The organism is Pseudomonas sp. RL_5y_Pfl2_73 (genome assembly GCF_963970515.1).
Classification (GTDB): domain Bacteria; phylum Pseudomonadota; class Gammaproteobacteria; order Pseudomonadales; family Pseudomonadaceae; genus Aquipseudomonas.
In genome coordinates this window covers 70,826-94,223 of record NZ_CAXAPD010000008.1, presented here as the reverse complement: position 1 = coordinate 94,223, position 23,398 = coordinate 70,826, and the positions used below count along the sequence as shown (strand labels likewise).

20 protein-coding genes and 1 pseudogene are annotated in these 23,398 nt (G+C 61.4%); 14 read left to right on the top strand and 7 right to left on the bottom strand.

Annotation, left to right across the window (positions count from 1 at the left end):
* Positions 1-202: 202 nt before the first annotated feature.
* The 4 genes from AACY42_RS10110 (at position 203) to AACY42_RS10095 (ending at position 4,861) form a co-directional block, all read left to right on the top strand.
* A complete protein-coding gene (locus AACY42_RS10110) occupies positions 203-1,465 on the top strand; it encodes an ATP-binding protein (protein WP_339479017.1) in 1,263 nt (420 codons plus the stop codon).
* Complete coding sequence (locus AACY42_RS10105) at positions 1,458-2,018, top strand: response regulator transcription factor (RefSeq protein ID WP_339479016.1); 561 nt, start codon at positions 1,458-1,460, stop codon at positions 2,016-2,018. Before AACY42_RS10110 ends, AACY42_RS10105 begins: the two co-directional genes overlap by 8 nt.
* A 91-nt stretch (positions 2,019-2,109) precedes the next feature.
* Positions 2,110-3,837: an ABC transporter ATP-binding protein/permease gene (locus AACY42_RS10100; protein ID WP_339479014.1), complete on the top strand. Its 1,728-nt coding sequence runs from the start codon at positions 2,110-2,112 to the stop codon at positions 3,835-3,837.
* 277 nt (positions 3,838-4,114) lie between these two features.
* Complete coding sequence (locus AACY42_RS10095) at positions 4,115-4,861, top strand: FadR/GntR family transcriptional regulator (protein ID WP_003197797.1); 747 nt, start codon at positions 4,115-4,117, stop codon at positions 4,859-4,861.
* An 83-nt stretch (positions 4,862-4,944) separates the two neighbouring features.
* On the opposite strand, the gene AACY42_RS10090 is transcribed toward AACY42_RS10095, so the two are convergent.
* Positions 4,945-5,301, bottom strand: a complete 357-nt coding sequence (locus AACY42_RS10090; protein WP_189664601.1) for a hypothetical protein — start codon at positions 5,299-5,301, stop codon at positions 4,945-4,947.
* A gap of 372 nt (positions 5,302-5,673) precedes the next feature.
* On the opposite strand from AACY42_RS10090, the gene kdgD reads away from it, so the two are divergent.
* The 5 genes from kdgD to AACY42_RS10065 all read left to right on the top strand — a co-directional run bounded on the left by kdgD (position 5,674) and on the right by AACY42_RS10065 (position 12,321).
* Complete coding sequence (gene kdgD / locus AACY42_RS10085; RefSeq protein WP_339479010.1) at positions 5,674-6,585, top strand: 5-dehydro-4-deoxyglucarate dehydratase; 912 nt, start codon at positions 5,674-5,676, stop codon at positions 6,583-6,585.
* A 129-nt stretch (positions 6,586-6,714) separates the two neighbouring features.
* A complete protein-coding gene (locus tag AACY42_RS10080; protein WP_339479009.1) occupies positions 6,715-8,160 on the top strand; it encodes an aldehyde dehydrogenase family protein in 1,446 nt (481 codons plus the stop codon).
* 98 nt (positions 8,161-8,258) lie between these two features.
* The gene (locus AACY42_RS10075; RefSeq protein WP_339479007.1) at positions 8,259-9,623 is read left to right on the top strand and encodes an MFS transporter; all 1,365 of its coding nucleotides are present in this window, start codon (positions 8,259-8,261) and stop codon (positions 9,621-9,623) included.
* A gap of 13 nt (positions 9,624-9,636) precedes the next feature.
* Positions 9,637-11,190, top strand: a complete 1,554-nt coding sequence (garD, locus tag AACY42_RS10070) for a galactarate dehydratase (RefSeq protein ID WP_339479005.1) — start codon at positions 9,637-9,639, stop codon at positions 11,188-11,190.
* A gap of 189 nt (positions 11,191-11,379) precedes the next feature.
* Entirely contained in the window at positions 11,380-12,321 is a 942-nt protein-coding gene (locus tag AACY42_RS10065) for an AEC family transporter (RefSeq protein WP_339479003.1), read from the top strand.
* 138 nt (positions 12,322-12,459) lie between these two features.
* On the opposite strand, the gene AACY42_RS10060 is transcribed toward AACY42_RS10065, so the two are convergent.
* The 6 genes and pseudogenes from AACY42_RS10060 to gatC all read right to left on the bottom strand — a co-directional run bounded on the left by AACY42_RS10060 (position 12,460) and on the right by gatC (position 17,869).
* Positions 12,460-12,840, bottom strand: a complete 381-nt coding sequence (locus tag AACY42_RS10060) for a carboxymuconolactone decarboxylase family protein (RefSeq protein WP_339479002.1) — start codon at positions 12,838-12,840, stop codon at positions 12,460-12,462.
* Positions 12,837-13,898, bottom strand: coding sequence for a calcium/sodium antiporter (locus AACY42_RS10055; RefSeq protein ID WP_339479197.1), 1,062 nt, complete (start codon positions 13,896-13,898; stop codon positions 12,837-12,839). The genes AACY42_RS10060 and AACY42_RS10055 overlap by 4 nt, the downstream gene beginning before the upstream one ends.
* A 49-nt stretch (positions 13,899-13,947) precedes the next feature.
* On the bottom strand, positions 13,948-14,325 hold the full coding sequence (locus AACY42_RS10050) for a septal ring lytic transglycosylase RlpA family protein (RefSeq protein WP_339479001.1): 378 nt from the start codon (positions 14,323-14,325) through the stop codon (positions 13,948-13,950).
* Between the two features lie 193 nt (positions 14,326-14,518).
* Positions 14,519-15,970, bottom strand: a pseudogene (gene gatB, locus AACY42_RS10045) (Asp-tRNA(Asn)/Glu-tRNA(Gln) amidotransferase subunit GatB); the annotation flags it as partial.
* Positions 15,971-16,113: 143 nt separating this feature from the next.
* Positions 16,114-17,565, bottom strand: coding sequence for an Asp-tRNA(Asn)/Glu-tRNA(Gln) amidotransferase subunit GatA (gene gatA / locus AACY42_RS10040; RefSeq protein ID WP_339478999.1), 1,452 nt, complete (start codon positions 17,563-17,565; stop codon positions 16,114-16,116).
* Between the two features lie 16 nt (positions 17,566-17,581).
* Entirely contained in the window at positions 17,582-17,869 is a 288-nt protein-coding gene (gene gatC, locus AACY42_RS10035) for an Asp-tRNA(Asn)/Glu-tRNA(Gln) amidotransferase subunit GatC (protein WP_003177981.1), read from the bottom strand.
* A gap of 372 nt (positions 17,870-18,241) precedes the next feature.
* Here gatC and mreB point away from each other — a divergent pair, with 372 nt between their 5' ends.
* The 5 genes from mreB (at position 18,242) to rng (ending at position 23,393) form a co-directional block, all read left to right on the top strand.
* A complete protein-coding gene (gene mreB, locus AACY42_RS10030; protein WP_002555108.1) occupies positions 18,242-19,279 on the top strand; it encodes a rod shape-determining protein MreB in 1,038 nt (345 codons plus the stop codon).
* A 140-nt stretch (positions 19,280-19,419) separates the two neighbouring features.
* The gene (gene mreC / locus AACY42_RS10025; protein ID WP_339479195.1) at positions 19,420-20,565 is read left to right on the top strand and encodes a rod shape-determining protein MreC; all 1,146 of its coding nucleotides are present in this window, start codon (positions 19,420-19,422) and stop codon (positions 20,563-20,565) included.
* Positions 20,562-21,050, top strand: coding sequence for a rod shape-determining protein MreD (gene mreD / locus AACY42_RS10020; protein WP_339478996.1), 489 nt, complete (start codon positions 20,562-20,564; stop codon positions 21,048-21,050). The genes mreC and mreD overlap by 4 nt, the downstream gene beginning before the upstream one ends.
* A gap of 232 nt (positions 21,051-21,282) precedes the next feature.
* Positions 21,283-21,879, top strand: a complete 597-nt coding sequence (locus AACY42_RS10015; protein WP_339478995.1) for a Maf family protein — start codon at positions 21,283-21,285, stop codon at positions 21,877-21,879.
* A 56-nt stretch (positions 21,880-21,935) separates the two neighbouring features.
* Positions 21,936-23,393 (top strand): ribonuclease G, encoded by a 1,458-nt coding sequence (gene rng / locus AACY42_RS10010; RefSeq protein WP_339478994.1) that lies wholly within the window; start codon positions 21,936-21,938, stop codon positions 23,391-23,393.
* Positions 23,394-23,398: the final 5 nt, after the last annotated feature.

Below are 23,398 nucleotides of genomic sequence, written 5' to 3'. Positions count from 1 at the left end.
GCCTGCGTGAACGATAAGACTCTAGCTTTTATGAGTGGGTTCGCACAGTTACAACTTCTATACAGATGCGAAGGTCGGTGGAGCTTTTGTGGCGAGGGAGCAAGCATCCGGGGCTGTGGCGCTTTGCCGCATATCTGCCGCTGCAAGCCGCGCCTTGGTTATACTCCGTGCGATTCGCCTGGAGCGCTCATCAGGAGAGCTCATGCTCGCCCCTTTGCAACTGACTTCCGCCTCTCGCCAGAACCTCTGGCGCCTGACGTTCATCCGCATCCTGGTCCTGGCGGCCCAGGCCGGTTCCGTGGGGCTCGCCTATTGGTTCGACCTGCTGCCGCTGCCCTGGCTGCAACTGGCGATCACCCTGGTCTGTTCCAGCGTGCTCTGTGCGCTGACGGCGATTCGCCTGCGTGCCTCATGGCCGGTGACCGAGCTGGAGTATGCCGTGCAGCTGGCCGGCGATTTGTTTATCCATAGCGCGCTGCTGTATTTCTCCGGCGGCTCCACCAACCCCTTCGTCTCTTATTACCTGGTGCCACTGACCATCGCCGCCGTGACGTTGCCGTGGCGATTTTCGCTGATTCTTTCTGGCATCGCCCTGGCGCTGTACACCTTGCTGCTGGCGCGCTTTTACCCGCTGGAAACGTTCCCCATCGCCCGGGAAAACCTGCAGATCTACGGCATGTGGCTGAGTTTCGCCCTGGCCGCGGGGGTCATCACTTTTTTTGCCGCGCGCATGGCCGAGGAGCTGCGCCGCCAGGAAGAACTGCGGGCCATTCGCCGCGAAGAGGGCCTGCGCGACGAGCAGTTGTTGGCCGTGGCGACCCAGGCCGCTGGCGCCGCTCATGAGTTGGGTACACCGCTGGCGACCATGAGCGTGCTGCTCAAGGAGATGCGCCAGGATCACCACGACCCGGCGCTGCAGGACGACCTCAGTGTGCTCCAGGACCAAGTCAAGCTCTGCAAGGAAACCCTGCAATACTTGGTGCGCGCCGCCGAGGCCAATCGCCGGCTGGACATCGACATGCAGGCGGTCACCTTCTGGCTCGACGATGCTCTGAACCGCTGGCACCTGATGCGCCCCGAAGCCAGTTATCGCTTCCAGTGCCTGGGCAAGGGCGTAGTGCCGCGCATGGCGCCGCCGCCGGACCTGACCCAGGCGTTGCTGAACCTGTTGAACAACGCCGCCGATGCCTGCCCCGAAGGCCTGGAAGTGGCGCTGGACTGGAATGCCGATGAACTGACCATCAGTATTCGCGACCACGGCGCCGGTGTACCGCTGGCGATTGCCGAGCAGATCGGTAAGCCGTTCTATACCACCAAGGGCAAAGGTTTCGGCCTGGGCCTGTTTTTGAGCAAAGCCAGCGTGACACGCGCCGGCGGCTCGGTGAAACTCTACCCCCATGAGGAAGGCGGCACGCTCACCGAGCTGCGCCTGCCCCATGCCGACCGAGGAGACGAACATGAGTGACGAGATCCAAGTCGACGGCGAAGAACTGCCGCACCTGTTGCTGGTAGATGACGACGCCACGTTTACCCGCGTCATGGCCCGGGCCATGTCCCGTCGCGGTTTTCGCGTCAGCACCGCAGGTTCTGCCGAGGAAGGCCTGATCATCGCCCAGGCCGACCTGCCGGACTACGCCGCCCTGGACCTGAAAATGGACGGCGACTCGGGCCTGGTGCTGCTGCCCAAGCTGTTGGAGCTGGACCCGGAGATGCGCGTGGTGATCCTCACCGGTTATTCGAGCATCGCCACGGCGGTCGAAGCCATCAAGCGCGGTGCCTGCAATTACCTGTGCAAACCGGCGGACGCCGATGATGTACTGGCGGCGCTGTTGTCCGAGCACGCTGACCTTGACACCCTGGTGCCGGAAAACCCCATGTCGGTGGATCGCCTGCAATGGGAGCACATCCAGCGGGTGCTGACCGAGCACGAAGGCAATATCTCCGCCACGGCCCGCGCCTTGGGCATGCACCGGCGGACTTTGCAGCGCAAATTGCAGAAGCGGCCCGTGCGCCGCTGAACCTGCGCTGAACAGGTGTTGTCCACCCTCGCGACACATCGGGCCGTTGTTTTATGATCGGCCCGAGTTTTTTCCCTATTGAGCCTTAACCATGAATCAGAACGCTGAATATTCCGCGGTCAATGACGCGGTGCGCGGGCAGTTTTTCCGCCGTGTCTGGCAAATGACCACGCCGTACTGGCGCAGTGAGGAGAAGGGCAAGGCCTGGACGCTGTTGATCGCCGTGATCGCACTGTCACTGTTCAGCGTGGCAATCTCGGTGTGGATCAACAGTTGGTACAAGGATTTCTACAACGCCCTGCAAGCGAAGGACAGCGCGGCGTTCTGGCAGTTGATCCTGTATTTCTGCGGCATCGCGGCGGTGGCGATCCTGGGCGCTGTCTACCGCTTGTACCTCACGCAGATGCTCACCATCCGCTGGCGGGCCTGGCTCACTGAGCAGCATTTCGCCCGTTGGCTCAGTGACAAGAACTATTACCGACTGGAGCAGGGCGGTTATACCGACAACCCGGACCAGCGGATTTCCGAAGACCTCAACAGTTTTACCACCAATACCCTGAGCCTGGGCTTGGGATTGCTGCGCACCGTGGTCAGCCTGGTGTCGTTCTCGATCATTTTGTGGGGCGTATCAGGCAGCCTCGAAGTGTTCGGCTACACCATCCCGGGCTACATGTTCTGGTGCGCGCTGGTGTATGCGGCGGTGGGCAGTTGGCTGACGCACCTGATCGGCCGACGTCTGATCGGTCTGAACAACAACCAGCAACGCTTCGAAGCCGACCTGCGTTTCTCCATGGTACGGGTACGCGAAAACGCCGAGAGCATTGCACTGTACAACGGCGAGCCGAACGAGAACCGTCGCCTGAGCGGGCGTTTCGGCCTGGTCTGGCATAACTTCTGGGACATCATGCGGGTGTCCAAGCGCCTGACGTTCTTCACCTCCGGCTACGGCCAGATCGCGATTATTTTCCCGTTCATTGTCGCCGCGCCGCGCTACTTCACCGGCAAGATCCAGTTGGGCGAGCTCATGCAGATCAACTCGGCCTTCGGCAATGTGCAAGAGAACTTCAGCTGGTTCATCAGCGCTTATGCCGAGCTCGCTGCGTGGCGCGCCACCTGTGATCGTCTACTGAGCTTTCGCCAGGCCATGAGCGACAACGAAGACCGCGTGCCGGCCATTGACGTGCAAAACCAGGGCGATGCGTTGAAGGTGCGCAACCTGGGACTGGACCTGGCCGACGCTCGCCATCTGCTCAACAACGCCGACATGACTGTGGAGCCGGGCGAACGGGTGATGCTCAGTGGTCGTTCGGGCAGTGGCAAGTCGACACTGCTGCGGGCGATGGGGCATTTATGGCCGGCAGGGCACGGGACGATCCGGCTTCCGGCGGCGCGTTACCTGTTCCTGCCGCAGAAGCCTTATCTGCCGATTGGCAGCCTGCGTGAGGTATTGAGTTATCCACAGGCCGGCGATATCTATCCCACCGAACGTTATGCCCAGGTGCTAGACACCTGCCGCCTGCCCCACCTGATTGCACGGCTGGATGAAAGCAACCACTGGCAGCGCATGCTCTCGCCCGGCGAGCAGCAACGCTTGGCCTTTGCCCGCGCATTGCTTTATGCACCGCAATGGTTGTACATGGACGAAGCCACGTCGGCGATGGATGAAGAAGACGAGGCGACCCTGTACCAGGCGCTGATTGACCAGTTGCCGGGCCTGAGCATCGTCAGCGTTGGCCACCGAAGCAGTTTGAAACGGTTCCATCCACGACATGTGCGTATCGAAAATGGCCAACTCCTGGAGCGTGCAGTGACCGCCTGAGCACCACAAAACCTGTGGGAGCGGGCTTGCTCGCGATAGCGGTGTATCAGTTGATATGGATGTGGCTGACCCGCCGCCAGCGCGAGCAAGCTTGCTTTCACAAGGGTTTGTGGTGAGTCGGATGTTTTCGTCTACAACCGATTCAGTGTGGGAGCGAGCCTGCTCGCGATGGAGGCGACCCGGCCCCTGCACAAGACTCATTGATGCACCCACGGTGATCGTACAACCACGTTGCGCTATGATGATGCCATTCAGCCGTTTACCGAGACACAGCCCCATGGAAAACCCGATCGAAGTACCACGCTTTCCCCGCAAGCGTCGCAGCCTGGCGCAGGAGCTGGTGACGGTGTTGACCGAGCAGATTCGCGACGGCCTGCTCAAGCGTGGCGATAAATTGCCCACCGAGTCAGCGATCATGGAAGCCCATGGTGTCAGCCGTACCGTGGTGCGCGAGGCGATTTCCCGCTTGCAGGCGGCCGGCCAGGTGGAAACGCGCCATGGCATTGGCACTTTCGTGCTGGACACGCCGAGCCCAAGCGGTTTTCGCATCGACCCGGCCACGGTGGTCACTTTGCGTGACGTGCTGGCGATCCTGGAATTGCGCATCAGCCTGGAGGTGGAATCCGCTGGGCTTGCGGCGCAGCGACGCAGCGACGAGCAACTGGCCGCGATGCGCGCCGCCCTCGACGCCTTGAACGAAAGCGCCGCCCACGCCAGCGATGCGGTGGCCTCGGACTTCGCCTTCCACCTGGAAATCGCCCTGTCCACCGGCAATCGCTACTTCACTGACATCATGACTCACCTGGGCACCAGCATCATTCCACGTACCCGGGTGAACTCGGCGCGTTTGGCCCACGATGACCAGCAGCGCTACATGAATCGTCTGAGCCGTGAGCACGAGGAGATCTACGACGCCATCGCCCGCCAGGACTCCGAGGCGGCCCGCGCGGCCATGCGTCTGCACCTGACCAACAGCCGTGAAAGGCTGCGCCAGGCCCATGAAGAGGCGCAGGCACAGGGCTAGCTGCTGTCAGTTGAGATGAGGTGAGTCACACAGATACTGCGTTGCTGCTCGCTTACCAGTCGACAAACGCACGGAGATGGCTACTACGCCTTGACCCGCAACATTTGCGGCTCGGATGTATCGGGATCCCAGCTCTCGTAGCTAACCTCATAACGAAGCTCAACCAATTTGCCGATGTAAGCTGTCAAGTCGGCATTGGTTAGCGTCATTGTCACATCCTTGCAGGGCGTACCTTCCTCGCCCTCGGTCAGCGGTGTAAACGCGCCTACCGGAGTTGGAGACGTCGAGCCGACGCCCAGAGTCAGTCGGGCGTTTGAGTAGGGGTCGAAATCTGCATCCGGAATCTTCACGGTCAACGTCTCTACCTGTGACAAGTTGATCGTGACTTCCCCTGTGGTTGGAAAACCCTTGAGCGTCGGTTTCGCATAGCTCTTCGCCATGATGTCACTCCCTGTGAGGCAGCCCTGATCGTCGCGTACGGGCGACTCACTTAAAAGATTGTGAAAGGGACTACGGCCGTGCACAGCACAGCCATGCCTGGGTTATGCCCCCTTGCCATAACGGCGGCTACTGACAGAGTTGACAGTCGCGATGAGCGGTCCTAGTGCTCGTTCGGCAAGTTTCGTCAGTCTTTTCCCTCCGGCTCAAAAGCCCGATTTACAAGGTTTTGCGACAAACGCCTCAACCCCGACACCCGACAAAAGACGAAATGCAGTTGACGTACATATTTTAAGTTGTACGATGACCTACAACTTCGCATGAAGCTGAACCGTTTCCTACAACACATCATTTGCGTCCAGGGTGTTCGAATAATGAATCCACAAGAACTGAAGTCCATCCTCTCGTCGGGCCTGCTGTCGTTCCCGGTCACCGATTTCACAGCCCTTGGCGATTTCAATCGCGACAGCTACATCAAGCGCCTCGAGTGGCTGGCCCCGTATGGCGCCTCTGCATTGTTCGCTGCGGGCGGCACCGGTGAATTCTTCTCCCTGGCCGCCAGCGAGTATTCCCAAGTCATCAAGACCGCCGTCGATACCTGCGCCACCAGCGTGCCAATCCTTGCCGGTGTTGGCGGTGCCACTCGCCAGGCCATCGAATACGCCCAAGAAGCCGAGCGCCTGGGTGCCAAGGGCCTGTTGCTGCTGCCGCATTACCTGACCGAAGCCAGCCAGGACGGCGTTGCCGCCCACGTTGAAGCGGTGTGCAAATCGGTGAAAATCGGCGTGGTGGTGTACAACCGCAACGTCTGCCGCCTGAACGCCACGTTGCTGGAGCAACTGGCCGAGCGCTGCCCGAACCTGATCGGCTACAAGGATGGCCTGGGCGATATCGAGCTGATGGTGTCGATCCGTCGCCGCCTCGGCGATCGTTTCAGCTACCTGGGCGGCCTGCCGACCGCTGAAGTCTACGCCGCGGCCTACAAGGCCCTGGGCGTGCCGGTCTACTCTTCGGCGGTGTTCAACTTCATCCCGAAAACCGCGATGGATTTCTACCACGCCATTGCCCGTGACGATCACGAGACTGTCGGCAAGATCATCGACGACTTCTTCCTGCCGTACCTGGACATCCGCAACCGCAAGGCCGGTTACGCGGTGAGCATCGTCAAGGCTGGCGCGAAGATCGTTGGTTATGACGCGGGCCCTGTGCGCACGCCGCTGACCGACCTGTTGCCCGAAGAATACGAAGCCCTGGCCGCGCTGATCGACAAGCAAGGCAAGCAGTAACAGACCCGATAAGGCCGCTGAGCAATCAGCGGCTTTTTGCGTAAGGCTTGATCGTTCCCACGCATCGCGTGGAAGCGCAGCCAGGGACGTTCTGCGTTCCTAGACCGCTTTTGTAGAAGGAGTAGCTCCGTGGCAGATTCAAAGCGTTTCGATAACTACATCAATGGTCAGTGGGTGGCCGGTGCTGACTACTGCACCAACATCAACCCGTCTGATTTGTCCGATGTCATCGGTGAGTACGCCAAGGCTGACGCAGCGCAAGTCAATGCCGCCATCGAAGCCGCCCGCGTCGCCTTCCCGGCCTGGTCGACCTCGGGCATTCAGGCCCGTCATGATGCGCTAGACAAAGTCGGCAGCGAGATCCTCGCCCGCCGTGAAGAGCTCGGCCAACTGCTGGCCCGGGAAGAGGGCAAGACCCTGCCCGAAGCCATTGGCGAAGTGACCCGCGCCGGCAACATTTTCAAATTCTTCGCCGGTGAATGCCTGCGCCTGTCGGGCGATTACGTACCGTCGGTGCGCCCAGGCGTCAATGTTGAAGTTACCCGCGAAGCCCTCGGCGTGGTCGGCCTGATCACGCCGTGGAATTTCCCGATCGCCATTCCGGCGTGGAAAATCGCCCCGGCCCTGGCCTACGGCAACTGCGTGGTGATCAAGCCCGCCGAGCTGGTGCCGGGCTGTGCCTGGGCCCTGGCGGAGATCATTTCCCGTGCCGGTTTCCCGGCGGGTGCGTTCAATCTGGTGATGGGCAGCGGCCGTGTGGTTGGCGAAGTGCTGGTCAATAGCCCGAAAGTCGACGGCATCAGCTTTACCGGTTCGGTGGGCGTGGGGCGGCAGATCGCCGTCAACTGCGTGTCGCGCCAGGCCAAGGTGCAGTTGGAGATGGGCGGCAAGAACCCGCAGATCATCCTCGATGACGCCGACCTCAAGCAGGCTGTCGAACTGGCGGTGCAGAGCGCGTTCTACTCCACCGGGCAGCGTTGCACGGCTTCAAGTCGCCTGATCGTCACCGCCGGTATCCATGACACGTTCGTCGAGGCCATGGCCGAGCGCATGCAGTCGATCAAGGTGGGTCATGCATTGAAGGCGGGCACTGATATCGGCCCGGTGGTTTCCGAAGCTCAGCTCAGCCAGGACTTGAAGTACATTGATATCGGCCAGAGCGAAGGTGCACGGCTGGTCAGCGGTGGTGGTTTGGTGACGTGCGACACTGAAGGTTACTTCCTGGCGCCGACCCTGTTCGCCGACAGCGAAGCCTCGATGCGCATCAGCCGCGAAGAGATCTTCGGCCCGGTGGCCAACGTGGTGCGCGTGGCTGACTACGAGGCGGCACTGGCGATGGCCAACGACACCGAGTTCGGTCTGTCGGCTGGTATCGCCACCACGTCGCTGAAGTATGCCAACCACTTCAAGCGCCATTCCCAGGCAGGCATGGTGATGGTCAACCTACCGACCGCCGGCGTGGATTATCACGTGCCATTCGGCGGGCGCAAAGGCTCGTCCTATGGTTCGCGTGAGCAAGGTCGCTACGCGCAAGAGTTCTACACCGTGGTGAAGACTTCCTACATCGGCTCCTGATACAGCGCAACACCCTTGTAGGAGCTGCACTCGACAGCTCCTACAGGGCGTAACACCGCGCTGACCCGTATAAAAATAATGAGTGGAAGTAGATTTACATGCAAGAAACCAAGCCGACTCGCGTCCGCTGTTTGATCCTGCTCATGCTGTTTTTGGTGACGACGATCAATTACGCCGACCGCGCAACCATCGCTATCGCCGGCTCCAGCCTGCAGAAAGACCTCGGCATCGATGCCGTTACCCTCGGTTATATCTTCTCCGCCTTCGGCTGGGCCTACGTGGCCGGGCAGATTCCGGGCGGCTGGCTGCTTGACCGGTTCGGGTCAAAAAAAATCTATGCTTTGAGCATCTTCACTTGGTCGCTGTTCACCGTGCTGCAAGGCTATGTCGGTGAGTTCGGTGTCTCCACCGCCGTGGTGGCGCTGTTCATGTTGCGTTTTCTGGTTGGGCTGGCCGAGGCGCCTTCCTTCCCAGGCAACGCCCGCATCGTCGCGGCCTGGTTCCCCACCGCTGAACGCGGCACCGCTTCGGCGATTTTCAACTCGGCCCAGTATTTCGCGACGGTGTTGTTTGCACCGCTGATGGGCTGGATTGTCTACCGCTTCGGCTGGCAGCACGTGTTCATCGTGATGGGCGTGGTCGGTATCGTGTTCTCGCTGGTCTGGCTGAAAATTATCCACAGCCCGCGTCAGCACCCGATGATCAACGAGGCCGAGTTCAATTACATCGCCGCTAATGGGGCGATGGTCGACATGGACCAGGATAAGGGCAAGGATAAGAACACCGACGGTCCGAAGTGGGATTACATCCGCCAACTGCTGACCAACCGCATGATGCTCGGCGTGTATCTGGGCCAGTACTGCATCAACGGCATCACCTACTTCTTCCTGACCTGGTTCCCGGTGTACCTGGTGCAGGAGCGCGGCATGACCATCCTCAAGGCTGGTTTCATCGCGTCCCTGCCGGCGATCTGCGGTTTCATCGGCGGCGTGCTGGGCGGGGTGATTTCCGACTACCTGCTGCGCAAGGGCCACTCGCTGACTTTCGCCCGCAAGGCGCCGATCATCGCTGGCCTGCTGGTGTCCAGCAGCATCGTGGCGTGCAACTACGTGGACATCGAATGGATGGTGGTGGGCTTCATGGCCCTGGCCTTCTTCGGTAAAGGCGTCGGCGCACTGGGCTGGGCCGTGGTCTCCGATACTTCGCCAAAACAGATCGCCGGTTTGAGCGGTGGCCTGTTCAACACCTTCGGTAACCTGGCATCGATCACCACACCAATCGTCATCGGCTACATCATCAACGCTACCGGCTCGTTCAAGTGGGCGCTGGTGTTTGTCGGCTGCAACGCGCTGGTGGCGGTGTTCAGCTACCTGGTCATCGTGGGGCCGATCAAACGTGTCGTGCTCAAAGAACCCACGGCCAAGGGTGATCAATTTTCCAGCCTGTCTGAAGCTAAATCCTGAAGGAGCGGCGTCCATGCAACTGATTGAACATGCCGATTCGCCGCGTTATATCCGCCTGCATGAGCGGGACAATGTGGTGATCGTCGTCAATGACCAGGGCGTACCGTCCGGGACCGAGTTCCCGGACGGCCTGGTCACCGTCGACTTTGTACCGCAGAGCCACAAGGTCACGCTGCAGGATATTCCCCAGGGCGGCGAGGTGATTCGCTACGGTCAGGTCATTGGCTACGCGCTGCAACCGATTCCCCGTGGCAGTTGGGTCAAGGAGGACCAGTTGCGCATGCCCACCGCACCGCCGCTGAACAGCCTGCCGCTGTCCACCGATGTACCGCTGGCCGATGCGCCGCTGGAGGGTTACACCTTCGAGGGCTACCGCAACGCCGACGGTACCGTCGGCACGCGCAATATCCTGGGCATCACCACCACGGTGCAGTGCGTGACCGGGGTGCTGGACCATGCGGTCAAGCGCATCAAGGACGAGTTGCTGCCCAAGTACCCCAACGTCGATGACGTGGTGGCGCTGACCCACAGCTATGGCTGTGGCGTGGCGATCACTGCCACCGACGCCTACATACCGATCCGCACCGTACGCAACCTGGCGCGCAACCCGAACCTGGGGGGCGAAGCACTGGTGATCAGCCTGGGCTGCGAGAAATTGCAGGCCGGGCAGGTGATGCATGAGAACGACAGCTCGGTGGACCTCAGCGAGCCTTGGTTGTATCGCTTGCAGGATGCCAGTCACGGTTTCACCGAGATGATCGAACAGATCATGGAACTGGCCGAGACCCGCCTGAAGAAACTCGACCAGCGCCGCCGTCAAACCGTACCGGCTTCGGAGCTGATCCTGGGCATGCAATGTGGTGGCAGCGATGCGTTTTCCGGCATCACTGCCAACCCGGCGCTGGGCTTCGCCTCGGACCTGCTGCTGCGGGCCGGGGCGACGGTGATGTTCTCCGAAGTCACCGAAGTGCGCGATGCGATCTACCTGCTGACCTCTCGGGCACAAACCCAGGAAGTGGCTCAGGAACTGGTGCGCGAAATGGACTGGTACGACCGTTACCTGGCCAAGGGCGAAGCCGATCGTAGCGCCAATACCACGCCGGGCAACAAGAAGGGCGGGCTGTCGAACATTGTCGAAAAATCCCTGGGCTCGATCGTCAAGTCCGGCAGCAGCGCGATCAATGGCGTGCTCGGCCCAGGCGAGCGCTTCAAGCAAAAAGGCCTGATCTTCTGCGCCACGCCGGCCAGTGACTTTGTCTGCGGCACGCTGCAACTGGCGGCGGGGATGAACCTGCACGTGTTCACCACCGGTCGCGGCACGCCGTACGGCTTGGCCATGGCTCCGGTGGTGAAGGTCTCGACCCGCACCGAACTGGCCCAGCGCTGGCCGGACCTGATCGACATCGACGCCGGCCGGATCGCCACCGGACGCGCGACTATCGAAGAGTTGGGCTGGGAGCTGTTCCACTACTACCTGGACGTGGCCAGCGGCAAGAAACAGACCTGGGCCGAGCGGCACAAGCTGTACAACGACATCACCTTGTTCAACCCTGCGCCGATTACCTGATCCTGGCCTTGGGGGGTAGCGATTGATCGTTCCCACGCTCCGCGTGGGAATGCCTCAACGGACGCTCCGCGTTCGATTCTTGGAACGCGGAGCGTCCCTGGCTGCATTCCCACGCAGAGCGTGGGAACGATCAGTGGGAAAGTGGCTTATCATTAGCCACCTAACGACACCCCTCTCAAGGTCCCCGGCATGCTGGCAATTTTCCTCGAAACCCTGAACATCACCGCGCCGGTGTTTGCCATGTTGTTTCTGGGGACGTTGCTCAAGCGCATCTATTGGATCAACGACAATTTCATCCACATGGCCTCGTCCCTGGTGTTCAACGTCACCATGCCGGCGCTGTTGTTCCTCGGTATCCTGCATGCCGATCTCCACGCGGCATTGCAGCCGGACCTGTTGATCTATTTTTCCATTGCCACCCTGGTGTGCTTTGCCGTGGCCTGGGGCTGGGCGATCTGGCGTTGCCCGCGTGAGGACCGTGGCATCTATACCCAAGGCGCCTTTCGCGGCAACAACGGCGTGATCGGCCTGGCACTGGCAGCGAGCATGTACGGCGACTACGGGATTTCCCTGGGGGCGATTCTTGCGGCGCTGGTGATCCTGTTCTACAACACTCTGTCGACCATTGTGCTGGCGGTCTACAGCCCGGTGATCAAGTCCGATCCCTGGAGTATCTGCAAAAGCGTGGTCAGCAACCCGCTGATCATCAGTGTGGTCGTAGCCGCGCCGTTGGCCTATTGGCAGGTAGGCCTGCCGAACTGGTTCGAAACCTCGGCCAAATACCTTGCCCAGATGACCTTGCCCCTGGCGTTGATCTGCATCGGTGGCACGTTGTCGCTGGCGGCCCTGCGTAAGAGCGGCAAGATGGCCTTGAGTTCGAGTCTGGTGAAAATGATCGGCCTGCCGCTGCTGGCCACCCTGGGCGCCTGGCTTTGGGGGTTTCGCGGGGCGGAACTGGGGATCCTGTTCCTGTACTTCGGCAGCCCCACCGCCGCCGCCAGTTACGTCATGGCCCGGGCGGCCGACGGCAACCATGAACTGGCGGCGGCGATCATCGTGATCACCACGCTGATGGCGGCGATCACCACCAATTTGGGGATTTTTGTGTTGCAGTGGGGTGGGTGGATCTAGCTTCAGATTTGCAGCGTTCTTTCGATCCATTCGCGAGCAAGCCCCACATTCGACCGCGTTTCCATGGAAGAACGCCGTCAATGTGGGAGCGGGCTTACTCGCGAAGAGGGCTGACCTACCACTGCAAGACTCAGGCTTTTACTCCGGCTTCTGGTAGCTATCGATCACTTCCTGCGCCGCCCGAAATGCATCGATCGCCGCCGGCACGCCCGCGTACACCGCGCAATGCAGCAATGCCTCGCGAATCTCTTCCACCGTACAGCCGTTGTTCAGCGCGCCACGCACGTGGCCTTTGAGTTCCTGGGGGCACTTGAGGGCGGTGAGGGCGGCCAGGGTGATCAGGCTGCGGGTCATCAGCGGCAGGCCTTCGCGGCTCCAGACGCTGCCCCAGGCATGCTCATTGACGAAATCCTGCAATGGCTGGGTGAATTCGGTGGCGTTGCCCAGGGCGCGGTCGACGAACGCGTCGCCCATGACCTGGCGACGCATGTTCAGGCCGGTCTTTGGAGTGTCGGTCATGGCAAATCCCTCTTGTGATGTTGACGGCGCCAGGCGCGCAGGGAGGTGAACAGCAAAAACGCGAGCAGGGTCGGCAGCACATAGAACAGCATCAGCCGTTCCAGTTGGCCGGCCAGGGGCATGCCGGTGGTGAAGGAGATCACGTGCAGCCCATAGGCCAGGTACAAACCCAGTAACAGCAGGCCTTCGGCGCGGGTGACACGATACCCGGAATAGAACACCGGCAAGCACAGCACCGCCACGCCGAGCATCACCGGCAGGTCGAAGTCCAGGGCGTTCGGTGAGACCGACAGTGGCGTGGGGGCGGCGAGGGCGGTTATGCCCAATACCCCGAGCAGGTTGAACAGGTTACTGCCGATGACGTTGCCGACCGCAATGTCCCGCTGGCCGCGCAGGGCGGCGATCAACGAGGTGGCCAGCTCCGGCAGCGAGGTGCTGACGGCGACAATGGTCAGGCCGATGATGCGTTCCGAGAGCCCCAGGTCCGTCGCCACTTCCACCGCTGCGGCCAGCAGCAGGTGCCCGGCGAAAACCAGCATGGCCAAGCCCAGCACGATCATCGACAGGCTCTTGGGCCAGGATCCCTGGGCCACGGTGATACGCAGGGCGTGCGGCCGCCCCGAGTGTCGCGATTGGCGTAGCAACAGACCCAGGTACACCACCAGGGCCACCAGCAGCCATACGCCGTCCAACCGGGTCAGTTCCTCATTCCAGGCCAGCACGAACACCAGCAGGCTGGCACCGATCATCAACGGGATGTCCAGGCGCACCAGTTGGCGTGAGACGCGCAACGGAATGATCAGCGCCGACAGCCCGAGGGTGACGAGGATGTTGAAGATGCTGCTGCCGATCACGCTGCCCACGGCGATGTCGGCGTTTTGCGCCAGGGTCGCCTGCAGGCTGACGGCCATTTGTGGGGCGCTGCTGCCGAACGCGACGACGGTCAGGCCGATGATCAGCGGTCGTACCTGCAAGCGTGCCGCCAGGCCCACGGCGGCGCGCACCAGCAGTTCGGCACCGCCGATCAGCAACAGCAGGGCGCCGAACAATTCGATCAGGCTGAGCAGCGGTAGGGCGGTGAGTAGGGAAATGGCCGGGCTCCGTCTATCAGTCGTCGAGGGCTTGCACCCGCACCCGTGCGGTGCCGCTGCGTAACATGCCCAGTCGCTCGGCGGCTTCGCGGGACACGTCGATCAAACGGCCACGAGTATACGGGCCGCGGTCATTGATGCGGACCACCACACTGTCGTTGTTTTTCAGGTTGGTGACTTTCACCCGGGTGCCGAACGGCAACCGGCGATGGGCGGCGGTCAGGCCATTCTGGTTGAAACGCTCGCCGCTGGCGGTGCGCTTGCCATGGTGCCGGGCACCGTAATAGGAGGCGACGCCGGTCTGGTCGTAGCCGTGTGGATCGACCGTCCCGCTCTGGCTGGCGCAACCGGCCAACAGGGACAGTAGCGCGCAGGCGCCGAGGAGACGCTTCATGTAGGGTTTTCCAAATACAAATGTGGGAGCGAGCAGTGGGGGCAAAGCCTGTGGGAGCAAAACTTGCTCGCGACGAACGATAACGCGGTCCACTGAGGGATCGAGGTGTCTTCATCGCGAGCAAGTTTTGCTCCCACAGGCTCGCTCCCGCAAGGGCGAAGGGAGCCAGGCGTGATATCTGGCTCCATGGCAATCAGCCCTCGAGCTTGCTTTTGAGCAGTTCGTTGACCTGTTGCGGGTTGGCCTTGCCCTTGGAGGCTTTCATGGCCTGGCCGACGAAGAAGCCGAACATCTTGCCGCGCTTGGCTTCGTCTGCCGCACGGTACTGTTCGACCTGCTCGGCGTTGGCCGCGAGCATTTCATCGAGCACGGCGCAAATGGCGCCGCTGTCGGTGACCTGCTTCAAGCCGCGCTTCTCGATGATCTCGTCGGCGCTGCCTTCACCATTGGCCATGGCTTCAAACACCATCTTGGCGATCTTGCCGGAAATGGTGTTGTCCTTGATCCGCACCAACATGCCGCCCAGTTGCTCGGCCGAGACCGGCGACTCATCGATTTCCAGGCCCTGCTTGTTCAACAGGCTGCCCAGCTCGACCATCACCCAGTTGGCCGCCAGCTTGGCGTCGCCGCCGATGCTTACGACTTTCTCGAAGTAATCGGCTTGTTCGCGGCTGGTGGCCAGGACGTTGGCGTCATAGCTCGACAGCCCGAATTGCGCCTGGAAGCGCTCGCGTTTTTGCGGTGGCAGTTCCGGCAGGGTGGCGCGTACTTCGTCGAGGAACGTGTTCTCGATGACCACCGGCAGCAGGTCCGGGTCGGGGAAGTAACGGTAGTCGTTGGCTTCTTCCTTGCTGCGCATCGGACGGGTCTCGTCCTTGTTCGGGTCGTACAGGCGGGTCTGCTGGATGACCTTGCCACCGTCTTCGATCAGTTCGATCTGGCGCTGGATCTCGCTGTTGATCGCCTTCTCGATGAAGCGGAACGAGTTGACGTTCTTGATCTCGCAGCGGGTGCCGAATTCGACCTGGCCTTTGGGGCGGATCGACACGTTGCAGTCGCAGCGCAGCGAGCCTTCGGCCATGTTGCCGTCGCAGATGCCCAGGTAGCGCACCAATGCGTGGATCGCCTTGACGTAGGCCACGGCTTCCTTGGCGCTGCGCATGTCCGGCTCGGAGACGATTTCCAGCAGCGGCGTGCCGGCGCGGTTCAGGTCGATACCGGAGGCACCGTTGAATTCTTCGTGCAGGCTCTTGCCGGCGTCTTCTTCCAGGTGCGCACGGGTGATGCCGACGCGCTTGACCGTGCCGTCTTCCAGGGCGATGTCCAGGTGGCCCTTGCCAACGATCGGCAATTCCATCTGGCTGATCTGGTAGCCCTTGGGCAGATCCGGGTAGAAGTAGTTCTTGCGGGCGAACACGTTGTGTTGGCCGATCTCGGCGTCAATCGCCAGGCCGAACATCACCGCCATGCGCACCGCTTCGGCGTTGAGTACCGGCAGTACACCGGGCATGCCCAGGTCGACCAGGCTGGCCTGGGTGTTGGGCTCGGAGCCGAATGTGGTGGAACTACCGGAAAAGATTTTCGACCGGGTGGTGAGCTGTGTATGAATCTCCAGCCCGATCACGACTTCCCATTGCATGTGTTTCTCCTCAGAAGTCTTATCAGGGGATTTTGAAACGTCGCGAGCGAAGGTAAGGCAAGGCGAAAACTGGCGAGAACGCGGAGTTGACTTTAGTCAATGAGCATTTCGAGCCAGTTTTCAACGCAGCATTACCGAGCGCAGCAGTTTCAAAACCCCTGAGGGGTGCGGGTGTGCCAGTCAGTGTGTAACTGATACTGGTGAGCCACGTTGAGCAGGCGGCCTTCCTGGAAATACGGCGCGAGCAACTGCACGCCCACCGGCAGGCCATCGACGAAACCGGCCGGCATGGACAGGCCCGGCAAGCCGGCGAGGTTGGCGGTGATGGTGTAGACGTCTTCCAGGTACTCGGCGACTGGGTCACTGTTCTTGGCGCCGAGTTTCCAGGCCGGGTTTGGCGTGGTCGGGCCGAGGATGATGTCGACCTCGTTGAAGGCGGCCATGAAGTCGTTCTTTACCAGGCGGCGGATTTTCTGCGCCTTGAGGTAGTAGGCATCGTAGTAGCCGGCGGACAACGCGTAGGCGCCGACCATGATCCGGCGCTGCACTTCGGCACCGAAGCCTTCGCCACGGGAGCGCTTGTACAGGTCGATCAGGTTTTCCGGGTTCTCGCAGCGATAGCCGAAGCGCACACCGTCGAAACGCGAGAGGTTCGAGGACGCTTCCGCCGGGGCGATCACGTAGTACGCGGGAATCGCGTGCTGCATGTTCGGCAGGCTGATTTCCTTGATGACCGCGCCGAGCTTCTCCAGCTCTTTGACGCTGTTGTGGACCCGCTCAGCGATACGTGGGTCGAGGCCGGCGCTGAAGTACTCCTTCGGCACGCCGATGCGCAGGCCTTGCAGCGAGCTGTTGAGGCTGGCGCTGTAGTCCGGAACTGGCTCATCGATGCTGGTGGAGTCGTTCGGGTCGAAGCCGGCCATGCCTTGCAGCAGGATCGCGCAGTCTTCTGCGGTGCGGGCCAGTGGGCCACCCTGGTCGAGGCTGGAGGCGTAGGCGATCATGCCCCAGCGCGAGACGCGGCCGTAGGTCGGCTTGAGGCCCGTGAGGTTGGTGAACGCCGCCGGTTGGCGAATCGAGCCGCCGGTGTCGGTGGCGGTGGCGGCCGGCAACAGGCGCGCAGCCACGGCGGCGGCGGAGCCACCGGAGGAGCCGCCCGGTACGTGCTCCAGGTTCCACGGGTTTTTCACTGCGCCGTAGTAGCTCGACTCGTTGGCCGAGCCCATGGCGAATTCGTCCATGTTGGTCTTGCCCAACGTCACGGCGCCGGCGGCGGCCAGCTTGGCGACCACGGTGGCATCGTACGGGGCCTTGAAGTTGTCGAGCATCTTCGAGCCGCAACTGGTGCGGATGCCCTGGGTGCAGAACAAGTCCTTGTGGGCAATCGGCGCACCGAGCAGGGTACCGGTTTCGCCGTTGGCGCGCCGGGCGTCGGCGGCCTTGGCCTGGCTCAGGGCCAGCTCTTGGGTGAGGCTGATGAAGCTGTTGAGCTGCGGATCAAGCTGGGCGATGCGCGCCAGCAGGACCTGGGTCAGCTCTTCGGAAGAAAACTTTTTATCGGCGAGTCCGCGGGCGATCTCGGCCAGGGTCATGTGATGCATGAGAGGCTCTTTCCCTTTAGTCGATGACTTTCGGAACCAGGTACAGGCCGTTTTCGACCGCTGGTGCGATGGACTGGTAGGCCTCGCGGTGATTGGACTCGGTCACGATGTCGGCGCGCAGGCGCTGGCTGGCTTCCAGCGGGTGGGCCAGCGGTTCGATACCGTCGGTATCGACCGCCTGCATCTCGTCGACCAGCCCCAGAATGCTGTTCAGGGCAGAAGTGATGTGTGGAAGATCGGCTTCATTAAGGCCCAGACAGGCCAGATGAGCGATTTTTTCCACGTCGGAGCGTTCAAGCGCCATGGGATTCTCCAGTGGAAAACAAAACGGACGTAGTCTGCCCGTGTGTTAGATTGTCGGAACACTACCGCATTTCTACGGTCCAGTGCCCTGTATCACAAATACTGTTCCTTTTTGACAGCGTCTATTGCCGTCATGCTGCGTTGCCGCTTCTCGCCATCGCGGGCTATGACTCTTCGCGGCGCCTTGCCTGGCGACAATAGTCACTCGGCAAAAAAAGGAACGCATTCGCGAAACAGGGCATTGGCCGCGATTGTGGGGTTTGGTGCACAGAAAAGCGGCCAATTTAACATATTGGCGCCTTGCCCAAAATCCCTGTCGTTGTTAGAGTTTGCCGCACTTTTTTACCCACGCGTTGCCTAGGGTCCCTTTCCCATGTTCAAGAAACTGCGTGGCATGTTTTCCAGCGATCTTTCCATTGACCTGGGCACTGCCAACACCCTTATTTACGTGCGCGAGCGCGGTATCGTTCTGAATGAACCCTCGGTCGTGGCCATCCGCACCCACGGTAACCAGAAAAGTGTCGTGGCTGTCGGTACGGAAGCCAAGCGCATGCTGGGCCGTACACCGGGCAACATCGCGGCCATTCGCCCAATGAAAGACGGCGTGATCGCCGATTTTAGCGTCTGCGAAAAGATGCTGCAGTACTTCATCAACAAGGTTCACGAAAACAGCTTCCTGCAGCCCAGCCCTCGTGTGCTGATCTGCGTTCCATGCAAGTCCACCCAGGTAGAGCGACGCGCTATCCGTGAATCGGCCCTCGGCGCCGGTGCCCGTGAAGTGTTCCTGATCGAAGAGCCAATGGCTGCTGCCATCGGTGCCGGCTTGCCGGTGGAAGAAGCCCGCGGCTCGATGGTCGTCGACATCGGTGGTGGTACCACTGAAATCGCGCTGATCTCCCTCAACGGTGTGGTCTACGCCGAATCCGTACGTGTGGGCGGCGACCGTTTCGACGAAGCGATCATCACTTATGTGCGTCGCAATTACGGCAGCCTGATCGGCGAATCCACCGCCGAGCGTATCAAGCAGGAAATCGGCACGGCCTATCCGGGTGGTGAAGTGCGTGAAGTCGACGTGCGCGGTCGCAACCTGGCCGAAGGCGTTCCACGGGCCTTTACGCTCAACTCCAACGAAGTGCTCGAAGCGCTGCAAGAGTCGCTGGCGACCATCGTCCAGGCCGTCAAGAGCGCCCTGGAGCAATCGCCGCCGGAGCTGGCGTCGGACATCGCCGAGCGCGGCCTGGTGCTGACCGGTGGTGGCGCGCTGCTGCGTGACCTCGACAAGCTGCTGGCCCAGGAAACCGGGCTGCCGGTGATCGTTGCCGAAGACCCGTTGACCTGCGTTGCCCGCGGCGGTGGCCGTGCGTTGGAAATGATGGACAAGCACACCATGGACCTGCTCTCCAGCGAATAAGTTGGCTGGAACGTCTATGTTGTTCGCTCCCGGGCAGCACTTTGCAGTGCTGCCCGTTGGCGTTTATCTTCTGTCATTCGTATCCAGGCCGGTTTGATGCCGTATGAATAAAGAAAACATTTGCCTGGGAGGAGCGGCCTATTAAACCGCTTTTCGCTAAAGGCCCCTCATTGGGTGTACGCCTGCTGGTGTTGACCGTGCTCTCGGTCGCGCTGATGGTGGTCGATGCCCGCTTCACGCTGCTCAAGCCAGTGCGCAGCCAGATGTCGCTGGTGTTGATGGAGTCCTACTGGATCACCGACCTGCCGCAGCGCTTGTGGCAAGGTGTGGCCAGCCAGTTTGGCAGCCGGACCGAACTGGTCGCCGAAAACGAAAAACTCATGACCGAAAACCTGCTGTTGCAGGGGCGCATGCAAAAGCTGGCGGCCCTCACCGAGCAGAACGTGCGGCTGCGTGAGTTGCTCAATTCTTCTGCGCTGGTCAACGAGAAGGTCGAAGTGGCCGAATTGATCGGCATGGACCCCAACCCCTTCACCCACCGCATCATCATCAACAAAGGGGAGCGCGACGGCGTCGTCCTCGGCCAGCCGGTGCTTGATGCCCGGGGCCTGATGGGCCAGGTGGTGGAGTTGATGCCCTACACCTCCCGGGTGTTGCTGCTGACCGACACCACCCACAGCATTCCTGTGCAGGTCAATCGCAACGGCTTGCGCGCGATTGCCAGCGGCACCGGCAATCCGGAACGCCTGGAACTGCGGCACGTGGCCGATACCGCCGATATCAAGGAAGGCGACCTGCTGGTCAGCTCCGGTCTTGGCCAGCGCTTCCCGGCCGGTTATCCGGTGGCTACGGTCAAGGAAGTCATCCATGACTCCGGTCAGCCGTTTGCCATCGTTCGCGCGGTGCCGACGGCCGCATTGAATCGCAGCCGCTATCTGCTGCTGGTATTTAGCGACAACCGCACGCCCGAAGAGCGTGCCAACGATGCCGCCGTGGCCCAGGAAGCCCAGGACCGCCAGGGCGGCGAGTCGGCTGCGACAGCAACGCCTGCGCCTGTCCCGGTCACGGTGCCAAAACCACCAGTGCCTGCACCGGCGACGGCGGCTCCGGCCACCACGCCAGCGGCAACCCCGGCCACCGCACCCGCCGCGCCTGCTGTGAGGCCGACCCGCTCGGCTACCCACGCGCCCGCCGCGCAGCCAGCTCAGCCAGCCCGGCCCGCCGTCAAACCGCCAGCCTCCACGCCGGCCACCGCGCCAGCCCCCAGGGGAGCACGAGAAGAATGAGCAGTACCCAATCCGGTAACGGCTGGATGGTCTGGCTGACCTTCGCCATCGGCCTGTTGCTCAGTGTTTCGCCGCTGCCGCAGTTCATGGAAATCCTGCGCCCACTGTGGCTGGCCCTGTTGCTGGCCTTCTGGGCACTGGCCTTGCCGCACAAGGTCGGCATGGTCACCGCCTGGTGCCTGGGCCTGGCCGAGGACGTGCTGTATGGCACGTTGCTGGGGCAGAACGCGCTGATTCTGACGCTGATCACCTTCCTGGTGCTGTCGTTGCAACAACGCCTGCGGATGTTCCCCATGTGGCAGCAGTGCCTGGTGATCCTGGTGATCTTCGGCCTGGCGCAACTGGTGCAACTGTGGCTCAGCGCGCTGACCGGCAATCGCCAGCCGACCCTGGCGCTGATCTTGCCAGCCCTGGTCAGTGCCTTGCTCTGGCCATGGGTCAGCTTCGGTTTGCGTGGCCTGCGCCTGCGTTTCAAAATCAACTGATTCGCTCAGGATATCTACACTTTTTGATGACTCACATCCCTGTGGCCAGAGGGTTCTGTAGGCGCTGGCGAAGCCTGCGATCTTTTGATCTTGATCTTTCGCTTGCGACTCAATTGTCTGGGACAAGATCGCAGCCTCGCTTCGCTCGTCAGCGCCTACACAGTTCCTACGGCGCAGCCCGGCGGGAGCAATCTCTGGCCACAAAAGCCGGCCGCGTTAGGGAGATGTCTTGATGAAACCGCTTTACCTCGCCTCAGGCTCGCCGCGTCGGCGTGAACTGCTCACGCAGATCGGCGTGCCCTTTACCGCCATCGGCGCAGACATCGACGAAACGCCCCTGGACCACGAAACCCCTGCGGCCTATGTCGAGCGCCTGGCGCGTGGCAAGGCCGAGGCGGGGCGGCGAGCCTTGGACGCCGGCTTCGATGTCTGCGTGTTGGGCGCCGATACGGCTGTGGTACTGGACGGACGAATTCTCGGTAAGCCCGTGGACCAGGCCGATTCCATGACGATGCTCTTGAGCCTGTCCGCTCGCGAGCATGAAGTATTGACCGCCATTGCCATACTGGATGGGCAGCGTTGCCAATCCCGCGTTGTGCGCAGCCGGGTGCGCTTTCGTTCGATCACGGAACAGGAGGCGGCGGCCTATTGGGCCAGCGGAGAACCCCGGGACAAGGCCGGCGGCTATGGTATTCAAGGACTGGGCGCGGTGTTCGTGGCCGGGCTTGAAGGCAGTTATTCCGCCGTGGTTGGCCTGCCGCTGTGCGAAACCGCAGAACTGTTGGGCCATTTCGGCATACCCTGTTGGCAAACCTTGAGCGCGCGCTGAGCGCCGTCTGACTTGATGCGGCCATAATCGTGAATATGCCTGAACGAGACCCTGCCATGAGTGAAGAGATCCTGATCAACATCACACCGATGGAATCGCGCGTGGCGGTGGTTGAAAACGGTGTGCTGCAAGAGGTCCACGTCGAGCGTACGCAAAAGCGTGGCATTGTCGGCAATATCTACAAAGGCAAGGTGGTGCGGGTGCTGCCGGGCATGCAGGCGGCATTCGTCGACATCGGCCTGGACCGCGCGGCGTTCATCCATGCTTCGGAAATTTCCATGCGTGAAGGGCCGGCCGTGGAGAGCATCAGCGCGCTGGTGCATGAAGGCCAGAGCCTGGTGGTGCAGGTCACCAAGGACCCCATCGGCTCCAAGGGCGCGCGCCTGACCACGCAGCTGTCGATTCCGTCGCGCTACCTGGTGTACATGCCGCGTACCGCCCACGTTGGCATTTCCCTGAAGATCGAAGACGAAGCCGAGCGCGAGCGCCTCAAGCAGGTGGTCAGCGACTGTGTGGAAAAAGAAGGCATCAAGGAAGTCGGTGGGTTCATCCTGCGCACCGCCGCCGAGGGGGCCGGTGCCGATGAGATCCTCATGGACATCCGCTACCTGCGCAGGCTTTGGGACCAGATAGCCGCGCAGATCAAGACTATTGCCACCCCCAGTGTGATCTACGAAGACCTGGGCCTGGCGCTGCGAACTTTGCGCGATCTGGTCAGCCCCAAGATCGAGAAGATCCGCATCGACTCCCGGGAAACCTTCCAGAAAACCACCCAGTTCGTGGCCGAACTGATGCCCGAAATCGCCGACCGTCTCGAGCATTACCCCGGCGAGCGGCCGATTTTCGACCTGTATGGCGTCGAGGACGAAATTCAGAAAGCCCTGGAGCGCAAGGTGCCGCTCAAGTCCGGTGGTTACCTGGTGGTCGATCCGGCCGAAGCCATGAGTACCATCGACGTCAACACCGGGGCGTTCGTCGGCCATCGCAACCTGGAAGAAACCATCTTCAAGACCAACCTGGAAGCCGCCACGGCCATTGCCCGGCAACTGCGCCTGCGCAACCTGGGCGGGATCATCATCATCGACTTCATCGACATGGAGGATGAAGAGCATCAGCGGCAGGTGCTGCGGACCCTGGAAAAACAACTCGAACGCGACCACGCCAAGACCAACATCATCGGTATCACCGAGCTGGGCCTGGTGCAGATGACCCGCAAACGCACCCGCGAAAGCCTCGAACAGGTGCTGTGCGAGCCGTGCAGCAGTTGCCAGGGCCGCGGCAAGCTCAAGACCCCGGAAACCGTGTGTTACGAAATCTTCCGGGAAATCCTCCGCGAGGCGCGCGCCTATCAGGCGACTGGCTATAGAGTGTTGGCGAACCAGAAAGTGGTGGATCGCCTGCTCGACGAGGAGTCAGGCAATGTCGCGGAGCTGGAAGCGTTTATCGGACGCACGATTCGCTTTCAGGTGGAAACCATGTATTCCCAGGAACAATACGACGTGGTGTTGCTCTGAAGAGC